At 64.9% G+C, this 13,609-nt stretch carries 7 protein-coding genes and 1 riboswitch; of the genes, 6 read left to right on the top strand and 1 reads right to left on the bottom strand.

Annotation, left to right across the window (positions count from 1 at the left end):
* The first annotated feature begins 135 nt into the window (after nt 1-135).
* Nucleotides 136-1,803 carry a gamma-glutamyltransferase gene (gene ggt, locus M1L61_RS19100; RefSeq protein WP_100064779.1) on the top strand — a complete coding sequence of 556 codons (1,668 nt, stop codon included), beginning with the start codon at nt 136-138 and terminating at the stop codon, nt 1,801-1,803.
* Nucleotides 1,804-2,447: 644 nt separating this feature from the next.
* Here the strand turns inward: ggt and M1L61_RS19095 are convergent.
* Nucleotides 2,448-4,025 (bottom strand): BCCT family transporter, encoded by a 1,578-nt coding sequence (locus M1L61_RS19095; RefSeq protein WP_049412107.1) that lies wholly within the window; start codon nt 4,023-4,025, stop codon nt 2,448-2,450.
* A gap of 245 nt (nt 4,026-4,270) precedes the next feature.
* A riboswitch (TPP riboswitch) is annotated at nt 4,271-4,372 on the top strand.
* An 82-nt stretch (nt 4,373-4,454) separates the two neighbouring features.
* On the opposite strand from M1L61_RS19095, the gene thiC reads away from it, so the two are divergent.
* From thiC to M1L61_RS19070, 5 genes are all read left to right on the top strand, one after another.
* Nucleotides 4,455-6,299 carry a phosphomethylpyrimidine synthase ThiC gene (thiC, locus tag M1L61_RS19090; protein WP_010483982.1) on the top strand — a complete coding sequence of 615 codons (1,845 nt, stop codon included), beginning with the start codon at nt 4,455-4,457 and terminating at the stop codon, nt 6,297-6,299.
* A gap of 93 nt (nt 6,300-6,392) precedes the next feature.
* Complete coding sequence (locus M1L61_RS19085; RefSeq protein ID WP_010483983.1) at nt 6,393-7,064, top strand: ion channel; 672 nt, start codon at nt 6,393-6,395, stop codon at nt 7,062-7,064.
* A gap of 260 nt (nt 7,065-7,324) precedes the next feature.
* Complete coding sequence (locus tag M1L61_RS19080; protein WP_248853941.1) at nt 7,325-9,649, top strand: winged helix-turn-helix domain-containing protein; 2,325 nt, start codon at nt 7,325-7,327, stop codon at nt 9,647-9,649.
* A 114-nt stretch (nt 9,650-9,763) separates the two neighbouring features.
* Nucleotides 9,764-10,663 carry a helix-turn-helix transcriptional regulator gene (locus tag M1L61_RS19075; RefSeq protein ID WP_010483985.1) on the top strand — a complete coding sequence of 300 codons (900 nt, stop codon included), beginning with the start codon at nt 9,764-9,766 and terminating at the stop codon, nt 10,661-10,663.
* Between the two features lie 49 nt (nt 10,664-10,712).
* Nucleotides 10,713-13,571, top strand: coding sequence for a TonB-dependent receptor (locus tag M1L61_RS19070; RefSeq protein WP_010483986.1), 2,859 nt, complete (start codon nt 10,713-10,715; stop codon nt 13,569-13,571).
* Nucleotides 13,572-13,609 lie beyond the last annotated feature (38 nt).

Here is a 13,609-nt window from a genome sequence, read left to right as displayed (position 1 = left end):
CCATCGCCCATGACCTCTGCCCGATACCGCGTGAAGGCCGCAGCGGCGAAGATCGGAGCACCACCCTTCCATCGGAACCCGACCGTGTCCCGACGCCTTGCCCGTTCCCTGCTCGCCACCGCCGTGCTCGCCGCCATGCCTGCACTGTCCTTCGCCGCCGACCGCATTACCGGCCAGACCTTCGCCACCCGTTCGGAGGTGATCGCCCCGCACGCGATGGCCGCCACGTCGCAGCCGCTGGCCACCCAGATCGCGCTGGACGTGATGAAGGGCGGCGGTTCGGCAGTGGACGCTGCGATTGCCGCCAACGCCGCGCTCGGCCTGATGGAGCCCACCGGCAACGGCATCGGCGGCGACCTGTTCGCCATCGTCTGGGACCCGAAGACGCAGAAGCTCTATGGCTACAACGGCTCGGGCCGCTCGCCGAAATCGCTCACCCTGGCCGAGTTCCAGCGCCGTGGCCTGAAGGACATTCCGGCCACCGGCCCGCTGCCGGTGTCGGTGCCCGGCGCGGTCGATGGCTGGTTCGCGCTGCACGAACGCTTCGGCCGCAAGCCGATGGCCGACAACCTCGCGCCGGCCATCCGCTATGCCCGCGAAGGGCACCCGGTGGCCGAAGTGATCGCGTACTACTGGGACCGCTCGGTGCCGAAGTTGTCGCAGTACCCGGGCTTCAAGGAGCAGTTCACGATCAACGGCCATGCCCCGCGCAAGGGCGAGATGTGGAAGAACCCGAACCTGGCCAGCACCCTGCAGAAGATCGCCGACGGCGGCCGCGACGCCTTCTACAAGGGGGACATCGCCCGCACCATCGGCGACTACTTCAAGGCCAACGGTGGCTACCTGAGTTACCAGGACATGGCCGACCACCATGGTGAATGGGTCGAGCCCGTCAGCAGCAACTACCGTGGCTACGACGTGTGGGAACTGCCACCGAACAGCCAGGGCATTGCCGCGCTGCAGATCCTCAACGTGCTGGAAGGCTACGACTTCTCGAAGATCCCGTTTGGTTCACCGGAGCATGTGCACCTGTTCGTTGAAGCGAAGAAGCTGGCCTTCGCCGACCGTGCACGCTTCTACGCCGACATGGCATTCCAGCCGGCACCGGTGCAGAAGCTGATCTCCAAGGAGTACGCCACGCAGCGCCGCGCGCTGATCTCGATGGACAAGGCGTTGAAGGAAGTGCAGCCGGGCACGCCGAAGCAACTGGAGGAGGGCGACACGATCTACATGACCGTGGCCGATGCCGACGGCATGATGGTGTCGCTGATCCAGTCCAACTACCGCGGCATGGGCAGTGGCATGGCGCCGCCGGGGCTGGGCTTCATCCTGCAGGACCGTGGCGAGATGTTCGTGTTGCAGAAGAATCATCCCAACGGTTATGCGCCGGGCAAGCGCCCGTTCCAGACCATCATTCCGGCCTTCATCACCAAGGGGGGCAAGCCGTACGCCAGCTTCGGCGTGATGGGCGGCGCGATGCAGCCTCAGGGCCACGCGCAGATCGTGATGAACCTGGTGGACTTCGGCATGAACCTGCAGGAAGCCGGCGATGCGCCGCGCATCCAGCATGAAGGCTCAACCGAACCGACCGGGCAGGCCACGGCGATGACCGACGGTGGTGAAGTGAATCTGGAAACCGGCTTCCCGTATGAAACGGTGCGCGCGCTGATGCGCAAGGGGCATCGCATCGTGTTCGCCGACGGCCCGTATGGTGGGTATCAGGCGATCATGCGTGATCCCGAGACCGGGGTCTATTACGGCGCGTCGGAGAGTCGCAAGGATGGGCAGGCGGCGGGGTATTGAGGTTTCCCGGCCACCGGGCTGAGCCCCCTCTGCGGTGATGGTTCGTGGAAGCGGGATCATGTGATTGGGCCGGGCGGGTGGGCTGTTCGGGGGACGCCGTGAATCCGTCCCTGGAGGCTTGGCAGCCGCTTGCTCGTGTGCGCTGTCCTGCGCACACGGCAAGCCCGGGGTTGGGCGTCCTGCCCAACCCGCCCGAGGCATGCCTCGGGCCCATGCGGCTCACGCCCCCAGCCAACCCACCCGCCCGGCCACGGACAGTTTCCTGCGGCCGCCACCGCAGGAAGAGAAAGAAGAAGATCAAAAGCAAAGACAACAGCAACAGCAACAGCCGCGCGCTGTGGGTTGGGGTCGGATCCGTTTTCCGAAGGAAAACGGATCCGACCCCTTCTTGTTTTCCGATACACCTGATCCACGCGTGGCGTGGATCTACTGCCGTCACCGGGAAATTGTCGGAGGCGGGGAGGGGGCAGATGGCGGGACCGTCCACGGCATGGATGCCGTGGACGAGCCTACAAGGACGTACTTGCGGCGTGTCCCGCCATCTGCCCCCTCCCCGCCAAACCAGCAGAAATCCAGAGCCGCTTTTGAAGTTGCTGTTGCCGTTGCTTGAGAAAAGCGGTGCAGCCGCAGGCTGCAAAACCCCCTCAATCCTGATCGTGCGCGCGCGCTGCCTCCGCCTGGGTCTCCTCCTGCGCCGCCATCTCGCGTGCGATCCACGCATCGATCATGTGCCGCTGGCGCTGCGCCTGCCGCCGCTCACGCGTGTACTCCTGGTCCAGCACCCGGTACAGCGACACCATCACAAGAAGCATCAGCAGCGCGAACGGCAGCGCTGCGATGGTGATCATGCCCTGCAGCGCCTCCAGCCCGCCTGCCAACAGCAAGGAACCCGCCACCAGCGCAATGCCGACACCCCACGCCACTTTGTGCTTGCGCAATGGCTCGCCAGCGTCGTCCGTGGACATGCTGGCCAGTACCAGTACCGCAGAATCAGCCGAGGTCACGAAGAAGATCATCAGCAGCACCAACGCGATGCTCGACAGAAGAAGAGGCAACGGAAGGCTGTCGAACATGGTGAACAGCACTGTCTCGTAGCCGTTGCCCAGCGCCTGCAGCAGGTCGGCCTGGCCGAAGATCTGCATCCAGATGGCGGTGCCGCCGAACACCGAGAACCAGAAGAAACCCAGCAGCGTCGGCGCCAACACCACGCCGATCACGAACTCCCGAACACTGCGGCCTCGCGAGATGCGCGCGATGAACGAGCCCACGAACGGTGCCCAGGAAATCCACCAGGCCCAGTAGAAGATCGTCCAGTCGGCCACCCAGGTGCTGGACGAGAACGGCGACATGCGCAGGCTCATCGTCACCAGCTGATTGAGATAGGAGCCCAGCGTGGTGGTGAAGGTATTGAAGATCGCGCCAGTCGGGCCGAGCACCAGCACCAGTGCCAACAGCAGCGCCGCCAGTGCAAGGTTGAAGTTGGACAGCCATTTCATGCCGCGGCCGACGCCACTGAGCGTGGACGCCATGTACAGAACGAAGGCCATCGCAATGATCGTCAACTGCAGCGGAACGCCAGCCTGCACGCCGAATACGCGTTCCACGCCGGCTGCGATCTGCACCGTGCCGAAGCCCAGTGCTGTAGCCACGCCAATCGCAGTGGCAACGACCGCGGAGATGTTGACCACACGCCCGATCCAGCCACGATGGTGGCGGCCGATGATCGGTTGCAGCATGTCACTGACCTGGCCACGGCCGTTGCGGTTGAACTGGAACCAGGCCATTGCCAGGCCGATCAACGCATAGATGGCCCACGGGTGCAGGCCCCAATGGAAGAATACGTAGCGCATGGCAGCACGCGCAGCATCCATGCTTTCAGGTGCCAGCCCTTCCGGTGGTTTGCTGAAATGCGAAATGGGCTCGGCAGCGCCCCAGAACACCAGGCCGATGCCCATGCCGGCGGCGAACAGCATCGACATCCAGCTGGCCCGCGAAAATTCCGGTTCGGCGTCTTCGCCACCGATGCGCAGGTTGCCGAAGCGGCCGAAGGCCAGGTACATCAGGAATACCAGGGCCAGGAACACGACCAGCAGGTAGAGCCAGCCGATGCCGCGGATGAGTTCGCCGAGGATGCTCTGCACCACGGTATTGAAGGGGCCGGGTGCAACACCGGCGAGCAGCACCAGCAGCAGAACCAGTGCAATGGAAACGCGAAACACCATGAAGGGGCTTCTCCGATCAAGGGATTGAGGGGAGCGAGCAGAGCTTGCTGCGAGGGGCCGGCGACATGCAGCACAGACCGGGCAGGGGCCGCGAAGGCGGCGAGGAAACACCGGCCGCAGCGGCACGATGCGCGTGCACGTTACTGAATGCGATGTCACGGTTCTGTTAATACAGAAACAGCGGATCCACGCCGTGCGTGGATGGAACAGCCAGGAGCTGCGGTGCGTTCTATGGTCTAATGCGCACCAAGAAGCGGGGGTACCGCGGCCATGTGGCCACGGTTGAGACAGTCCCTTGGAACCTGATCCGGCTCATACCGGCGTAGGGAAGCTTTGCAGTGCAGCCATGCCCGGACTCCGCCCTAGGACCGTCCGGGAGCGGCAGCAGTGCGCCGCCGCTTCGTCCCTGACCTTCCTGGACGATGCCCGATGAACGCACAGCTCTCCGCCCTGCAGCAACAGGCCCAGCAACTCTCCGAATCCGTGACCCGGCCCATCCCCGGCTCGCGCAAGATCCACGTGCCCGGCTCACGTCCGGATCTGCAGGTGCCGATGCGCGAGATCGCGTTGACCCGCACGCCGACGCTGTTCGGCGGCGAAGAGAACGCACCGGTCACGGTCTACGACACGTCCGGTCCGTACACCGATCCGGAGGTGCGCATCGATCTGTCGGCCGGTTTGCCGGAACTGCGCCGCGGCTGGGTGGAAGAGCGCGGTGATACCGAGCAGCTCGAAGGACTGAGTTCTTCGTTCGGCCGCGATCGCGAGCAGGACCCGAAGCTCGATGCGGTGCGATTTCCCGCGCGCAGCCTGCCGCGCCGTGCGCGTGCAGGTGCCAACGTCACCCAGATGCACTACGCGCGCCGTGGCATCATCACGCCGGAGATGGAGTTCGTCGCCATCCGCGAGAACCAGCGCCTGGACGCGATCCGCGATGCCGGCCTGCTGCAGCAGCACCCCGGCGAGGCATTTGGTGCCTCGATCCAGAAGATCATCACACCGGAGTTCGTGCGCGATGAGATCGCACGCGGCCGCGCGGTGTTGCCCAACAACATCAACCACCCGGAAAGCGAGCCGATGATCATCGGCCGCAACTTCCTGACCAAGATCAACGCCAACATCGGCAACAGCGCGGTGTCCTCGGGCATTGCCGAGGAAGTGGAGAAACTGGTGTGGGCGATCCGCTGGGGCGGTGACACGGTGATGGACCTGTCCACCGGCAAGCACATCCATGAGACCCGCGAGTGGATCATCCGCAACTCGCCGGTGGCGATCGGTACCGTGCCGATCTACCAGGCGCTGGAGAAGGTCGACGGCCGTGCCGAAGCACTTACCTGGGAAATCTTCCGTGACACGCTGATCGAGCAGGCCGAGCAGGGCGTGGACTACTTCACCATCCACGCTGGCGTGCTGCTGCGCTACGTGCCACTCACCGCCAAGCGCGTGACCGGCATTGTCAGCCGTGGTGGCTCGATCATGGCCAAGTGGTGCCTGGCGCACCACAAGGAGAATTTCCTCTACACGCATTTCGAAGACATCTGCGAGATCATGAAGGCCTATGACGTGACCTTCTCGCTGGGTGACGGCCTGCGCCCGGGCTGCATCGCCGATGCCAACGACGCCGCGCAGTTCGGTGAGCTGGAAACGCTGGGTGAGCTGACGAAGATCGCCTGGAAGCATGATGTGCAGACCATGATCGAAGGCCCCGGCCATGTGCCGATGCAGCTGATCAAGGAGAACATGGACAAGCAGCTGCGCGAGTGCGGCGAGGCACCGTTCTATACGCTGGGCCCGCTGACCACCGACATCGCGCCGGGCTACGACCACATCACCAGCGCGATCGGTGCGGCGATGATCGGCTGGTTTGGTACCGCCATGCTCTGCTACGTGACGCCGAAGGAACACCTCGGCCTGCCCAATCGCCAGGACGTGCGTGACGGCATCATGGCCTATCGCATCGCCGCGCATGCGGCCGACCTGGCCAAGGGCCATCCGGGCGCGCAGGTGCGCGACAACGCGCTGAGCAAGGCGCGCTTCGAGTTCCGCTGGGAAGACCAGTTCCATCTTGGCCTGGATCCGGAGAAGGCCAAGGAATTCCATGACGAGACGCTGCCGAAGGATGCGCACAAGCTGGCGCACTTCTGCTCGATGTGCGGTCCGCACTTCTGTTCGATGAAGATCACCCAGGACGTGCGCGACTACGCCGAGGCCGGCATGAAGGAGAAGTCGGCGGAGTTCCGCGCGGCCGGTGCCGAGGTCTACCGCCAGGGGTGATGCGGAAGCGGGGGTGCCGGCCAGCGGCCGGCGCTACCGCTCATCACACCGCTCCCGGCTATCCTCGGCCCACCACCCTGGGGAAAGGACGCCATGCCCGTTGCGATCACCACCCGCTGGCTGGCCATTGCCCGCCGTCATCCTTCGGCCTGGCTGCTGGGAGCCCAGTTGATCGCCGTGCTGCTGTACCCCGCGCTGGATGACACCGCTGCGGGCCGCGCGGCGCTGGGCATGTTCGGCATGGCGGTACTGGGCCTGGCGCTGTGGGTGGTCCAGCGCAGCCCGCTGGGCACCTGGCTGGCGCTGCTGCTGGCCATTCCCTCGGTGGTGTTCTCGCTGGCCGGTGCATTGCTGGATCGCAGTGCGCTGCTGACCACCGCGCAGCTGCTGGAAAGCCTGCTGTACTTCTATACGGCCGGTGCACTCATCGCCTACATGCTCCAGGACCATAAAGTCACCCGCGATGAACTGTTCGCGGCAGGTGCGACATTCACGTTGCTGGCCTGGGCCTTCGCGTTTGCTTTCGCCGTGTGCCAGCAGTGGTATCCGGGCAGTTTCCAGGGCACCGGTGGCGGTGCACAGCGCACCTGGATGGAACTGCTTTATCTGAGCTTCAGTTTGCTCTCGGGTGTCGGCCTGAGCGACGTCGTGCCACTGCATCCGCAGGCGCGTGCATTGGTCATGCTGGAGCAGTTTTCAGGCGTGATGTACGTGGCTTTGGTGGTTTCACGACTGGTCGGATTGACCATGCTGCGGCGCATGTGAAAATGAACGCCAGATAAAAATTCCGCGCCCCGCAGGGCGCGAATGGTGCAGCAAATTATGTGAATGCGTCGGCGAGAGAGAGCCTGGATGTCGACCACGCGATAGGCGAGGTAACCCGCATAGGCTAGTATTCGCCCGCTTCATTGTTTTTGCGGTATGCGCCGATGCTTTGTGCGGAGTCTGGCTTTTTGCTGTTCCCAGGACGGGAGGGTATCGAAGGCAAACGCTGCCCCGGACCTGTCTCTACTGTGTAGCGGAAAATGAACAGCAGTGAAAACCAGCCCCCCGGATTCGATCGGATCCGGATCGGAGAGTGCACTGTCACTCTGTCCTCGCGAGAAGTCGAGGTCGTCGGTGCGCGTCGCCCGCGTCGGCTGACGCCGAAGGCGCTGGGCGTGCTGCGTGTACTGCTGCGCCAGCCCGGGCGCGTTGTCACCCGCGATGAACTGTTCGCGGAAGTCTGGCCGGACACGCTGCCGACCAATGATGTGCTTACCCAGGCCGTCACCCAGCTGCGCAAGGCGTTCAGCAACGACGACGACAACGGCCAGGCCTATATCGAGACCATCGCCAAGACCGGCTATCGCCTGCTGGTGCCGGTGCAGGTACTGGACGATGTCGAGCCGGCGCCGTCCGCAGGAGCCGATGACGGAATCGCGGACGTGCAACCGGTGATGGGCATCGCCGAGGAGATGCCGGCACACGTGCAGGCATCGCGCCGCCGCTGGCGCCATGTCCGCCGGCGCGTGCTGCTGGTGCTGGGCGTGCTGATGCTGGCCACGGTGGTGGTGCTGGCCGCGCTGCTGCTGCGGCGGGCACCGGCCAGCAGTTCAGCGGTGGATGCGGCCGTGGAGAACGGCACGCGCGTGATCGGCAGCCCGCAGCGTCCCTATCGGTTGATCACCGCAACCAGCGGTTTTGAAACCTATCCCACGCTTTCACCCGATGGCTCGTTGGTGGCCTATGAAGGCGCCAACGAAGACGGGCAAGGGGGTGGGGCGATCAAGGTGCAGACCTCCGGCAACGCGCCAGCGCGGCAGCTGCTGGCTCCGCCGGCCGGCTCGGTTGACCGCTTCCCGAGCTGGTCGCCGGATGGACGCGAGATCGCCTTCGCGCGGTTCAGCAACAACGGCGGCTGCCAGGTGCTGATCGCCAGCGCGACCGGTGGTGCCCTGCGCCAGGCCACGCGGTGCGATGGCACCGAGCTGCTCAGTTTCGACTGGACGCCGGACGGCCGTGGCCTGGTGTTCGGCAGCATGGTGGGGCGCTATGCCCATCGGGGCATCCGCAAGCTCGATCTGGCCAGTGGCCAATGGGAGGCGCTGGACTACGGTGTTGCCGAGGATGACTTCGACTATGCGCCGCGCTACTCGCCTGATGGCAAGTGGCTGGTGTTCGTGCGCAATCCGCAGCTGGGCGACCTGTGGCGCATGCCGGCAGCGGGTGGCACGCCCGAGCAGCTGACCAGCGAGGCCGCTGAACTGCGTGGCTGGGCCTGGTTGCGTGATGGCCGGACGATCGTGTTTGGACGCCGTGTCGACAGTGAAGTGCGCCTGTACTACCTGGACGTCGAGAGCCGCACGCTGCGCGATGCCGGGCTCGACGACGCACAGTGGCCGGCCACTGCACGCCGCGCGGGCATGCTGGCCTTCGTCCATCGGCGCGCGCAGTTCGGCATCTTCAAGGTGCCGATGGAGGGCGGCTCGCCGCCGCAGCGCTTGTTTGCGTCCAGTGGCCGGGATGGGCAGCCGATGGCGGCGCCGGATGGACGCCAACTGGTGTTCACGTCCGATCGTTCAGGCAGCTTCGCGCTGTGGTGGGCGGACATGGAGCGCCCCGATTCGCTGCGGCCGATCGAAGGCTTGCGGCCCGAGGCACGTCAGGCACCGGACTGGTCGGCCGACAGCCGGCGGTTGCTGGTGGTGGGGCGCGACGAGCACGGACGCACGGTGGTCTATGAGATCGCCCCACGTGACGAACGCGTCCAGCCGTTGCCTGTCCCGTCGGAGCAGCCGCTGCAGGCACTGTACGGGGCACGCCCGGACCAGCTGCTGGTGGTCGAGCGCGATGACCAGCAACAGACCCGGCTGAGCCTGTTTGATCGAAGCGTGCAGCCCTGGCGCCGCCTGGCCAGCATCGACGGTGTTTCGCAGGCGCGGTTCGATCGCAGCAGCGGGCGTGTGCTGTTCACCCGCCTGGCCGCAGGAGGCCTGTGGTCGGTGGATGCGGCGTTGGCACCGGCAAGTGTGCAGCAGATCAGCGATGACCGGCCCAGCCGGTGGCGGTACCGGGCCTGGACCGTGGCCGGCAACAACGCGATCGGCTACCTCGGTACGTCCACCCGTTGTGGCACGACACTGGTGCTGATCCAGGCCGGGCGCGAGGAACCGGAACGCTGCCTGGATGCGGAACGCCTCAGTGCCGGCAACGGGCTGAGTGCCGGCGCCGATGGGCACACGCTGTTCGTGGCAATGGCGGTCAGCGACGGTGCCGACATCGGCGTGATGCGCTTGCCCGAGCGCTCGCCGACGCTGCTTCCGGCGTTCTCCAAGTTGTTGTTGTTCAACGGAAATGGGCCTTCGTAATTTCTTCGTGGCGACCTCGCCGCGAATTCGTGGCGATCTCGTCTGACTTTCCTGACGTGGTGCCGCCTGATTTGGCAAAACGGAGGCCTGTACTAGGCAAACCGTGGTGCCCCCATGCGTCAACTCTCGCTGGCCGATCGTGGCCAAACCGTCTCTCTGGACCGGTCGCTCGACGATGCTGCGCCGACCTGCCTGGGCGTGGCCCGGCTCGGCAGCCTGCAGACCGCAGGCAGCAGCTTCACTGTGTGGATGCAGGTGCGCGGCAGCTCCTGGGTGGAAGCCAAGGAAGGACGCTTCCGCTTGCGCCAGGGCGAGTGGATCGCCTTCGAGAAAGAGTCGCGGCCGCTGGTGCAGGCAGGCCGCAACGGCTTGTGCGTTGGCCTGAACCTGACTGTCGAAGCACTGCGCGTGCTGGCCGAGATGGCCGACTGCGGCCTGTACGCCGGGCGTGGCCGCATGAGCCGTGGCGATGCCCGCGTTGCGCTGCGCCTGTGGCGCGATGCGCTGGCCAGTGGCCAGCCGGCACAGGCACTGCGCCCGCTGCTGCTGCATCTGGCGGGCCTGCAGCGTGGGCTGGCCGACAACGTGCAGCGTTGCCCGGGTCGCTCGCGCAGCCGCAAGCGCCAGGTATTCGGCCGCATGCAGCGCGCCCGCCTGTACCTGGAAGGCAACAGCCACCGCGTGGTGCGCATCGGTGAACTGGCCGAGCTGACCAACTTCTCCAGCTGGTATCTCTCCAAGACTTTCCAGAGCCTGTACGAGGAAAGCCCGCAGTCGCTTTCAGCACGTTTGCGCCTGGAACGGGCGGCCGACCTGCTGCGTGACACCGACATGATGGTTGGCGAGGTCGCTGCGGCCAGTGGCTTCGACAACTGCTGCAGCTTCGCGCGTGCGTTCCGCGCCCGCTACGGCCAGTCCGCATCGCGCTTCAGGGAAAACGGCGGCTTGCTGCCGCCACAATCTGCAAAGTCTCCGGTTGGCTCGCGCAAATACAGCGCTGCAACGCAATCGTAACGTGCTGGGGTGTTTTAACACGCTGCTAACACGTACCTTGGAGAGATAGATGAACGTTCGTAATCCCGCAGTGCGGCTGGGCCTTCTGCCGGCTGGCATTGCGTTGGCGCTGACGCCCGCCTTTGCTTCTGCGCAGGAAGCAAAGGATGCGACCACCTTGGATCGCATCGAAATCACGGGCTCGCGCATCCGCGGCGCCTCGATGGAGACCCAGCAGCCGGTCCTCACGCTGAGCCGTGAGAACCTGGAAAAGCAGGGCTACACCACCGTCGCCGATGTCCTGCAGAACCTGACCTCGGCAGGTTCGCCGGCCATTTCCCGCGCGGACTCGCTGTCCTCCGGCGAAAACGTTGGCGGCTACTACGTCGACCTGCGCAACCTTGGCGCGCAGCGCACCCTGGTGCTGATGAACGGCAAGCGCCTGGGCGCGACCACTGCCGGCTACCAGGATCTGAGCCAGATTCCGATGGCCGCCGTCGAGCGCATCGAAGTGCTGAAGGATGGCGCCTCCGCCATCTACGGTTCGGACGCCATTGCTGGCGTGGTCAATGTGATCACCCGCAAGCGCTTCGATGGTGCTGAAGCCAGCGTCTACGTTGGCCAGTACGGCCGCGGCGACGGCGACACCAACACCTACTCGTTCACCCTCGGCTCTGAAGGCGAGCGTGGCGGCGTGACCCTGTCGGCCGAGTACTCCAAGCAGGATCCGGTCTGGGCGAAGGATCGTTGGTTCAGCCGCGACGGCGGCCTGGGCCCGAATTCGACCTCTGCCGACTGGAGCCCGCTGAGCCAGAACAGCACCTGGTGCGACCCGCGCGTGTGGGGCGACTGCAAGCCGCGCGCTGCAGGCCAGCCGCAGCCGGAGTGGAAGACCCTGAATCCGGGCGGTGACCCGAAGAATGCGGCCGACTACCACCTGCTGACTCCGGCCGAGTACTCCAACGCCAACCAGCAGATGATGGTGCAGACCGGCATCGAGCGTAAGTCCGTGTATGTCAACGGCAGCTACGATCTGGCTGATTCGATCACCTTCAATGCTGACGTGCTGTACAACCAGCGCACCACCGACCAGCAGATCGCGGGTTACCCGTACCAGTCGCTGTCGTTCGGTACCCCGCTGTCGAAGGACAGCGCGTTCAACCCGATCGGCCAGGACGTTGAGTTCCGTCGCCGCCTGTGGGAAGTGCCGCGTACCACCAAGAGCGACCTCAAGACCCTGCGCTTCGCGCCGAGCCTGAGTGGCTTCTTCGAGTTTGCCGGCAAGACCTGGGACTGGGACGTTGGCGCGCTGTGGAACCGCAACGAGCTGACCAAGACCGGCTACGGCGACATGAGCCTGATCGCTTCCGAGCAGGCACTTGGCAAGTCGTTCATCAACGGCCAGGGCGTTGCTCAGTGCGGGACCGCCGCCAATCCGATCCCGCTGAGCCAGTGTCGCCCGTGGAACCCGCTGCTGCCTTACGGCGTCAACGGCCAGGGCTCGCTTGCCGACCGTGATCTGCAGAACTTCCTGTTCCCGACCTACACCGACACTGGTGTGACCAAGACCACCAGCTACACCGCCAACCTGTCCGGTTCGCTGTTCGAGCTGCCGGCCGGTGACCTGGGTGTGGCCATGGGCTACGAGCACCGCAAGGAAGAAGGCCGCTTCGTGCCGGACGCCTTCCGTCAGTCGGGCCAGTCGACCGGCCTGGCGTCGACCACCACCTCGGGCAACTACTCGCTGGATGAGTTCTACCTGGAACTGAACGTGCCGATCCTGTCGGACCTGCCGTTTGCCAAGGAACTGACCTTCAACGTCGCAAGCCGCTACTCTGACTACAGCAACTTCGGTGACACGATCAACTCGAAGTTCGGCCTGGTGTGGCGCCCGATCGACGAACTGCTGGTCCGCGGTACCTACGCAGAAGGCTTCCGCGCACCGACCGTTGACGATCTGTACGGCGGCACCAACTCGAGCTTCGAGCGTTATACCGATCCGTGCGGTTCGACCTCGCCGGGCAACGTCGCTGGCAATGCTGCCTGCGCCGCGGCTGGCGTGCCGGCCAACTACGTGCAGGTCGGCCAGGGCTTCGCGCCTTGCAGCACCTTCCCGTGCGCGACCCCGGACCAGTTCGTCAGCGGTTCGAATTCGGCTCTGAAGCCGGAAACCTCCAAGAGCAAGACGGTTGGCCTGGTCTGGAGCCCGCGTTGGGTGCAGGGCCTGGACATCTCGCTCGACTGGTACCGCTACGAGCTGAAGAACATGATCATCGCTGACAGCGTTGATCGCATCCTGCGTGACTGCTACGTGCTGGGCAACGCAGCTCGCTGCGAAGGCGTCACCCGTGCCGCTGATGGCCATATCGAGGCACTGACCTACGGCCTGGCCAACCTCGGCTCGATGGAGACCGAAGGCTACGATCTGGGTGTCAAGTACCGCCTGCCGGAACTGTCGATCGGCAAGTTCAGCATCGACTGGCAGACCAGCTACCTGGCCAAGTACGACGAAGCCGGCCAGAACAAGAAGGGTGAGAACATCACCATCGGTCGCGTTGGTGAGCCGGGCCTGTTCCGCGTCCGTTCGAACCTGGGTGTCAACTGGGAGCTGGGTGACTTCGGCGTCAACTGGACTGCCCGCTACTACTCGGGCATGAAGGAAAGCTGCATCGACGACGCATGGTGCGACGCTCCGAACCACTACGCCAATGGTGAGCCGGATCCGCTGCGCCACACCGGCTCCAACACCTTCCACGATGTGCAGGTCAGCTGGAAGGCTCCGTGGGATGCCACCATCGCCCTGGGTGCGAACAACGTGTTCGATCACCGCGGTGCGCTGCAGTACTCGGCGCCGAACTCGAGCTTCGCCTACTACGGTGGCTTCGACGTCGGTCGCTTCCTGTACATGAAGTACACCCAGCGCTTCTGATAGTTCGAAGTGCGACAGCAGTACCGGGAGGGCGGACC

The sequence above is a fragment of the Stenotrophomonas sp. NY11291 genome (genome assembly GCF_023277365.1).
Taxonomy (GTDB): Bacteria; Pseudomonadota; Gammaproteobacteria; order Xanthomonadales; family Xanthomonadaceae; genus Stenotrophomonas; species Stenotrophomonas geniculata.
Note: the sequence above shows the minus strand (reverse complement) of the source record. Positions and strands in the feature narration are given on the sequence as shown.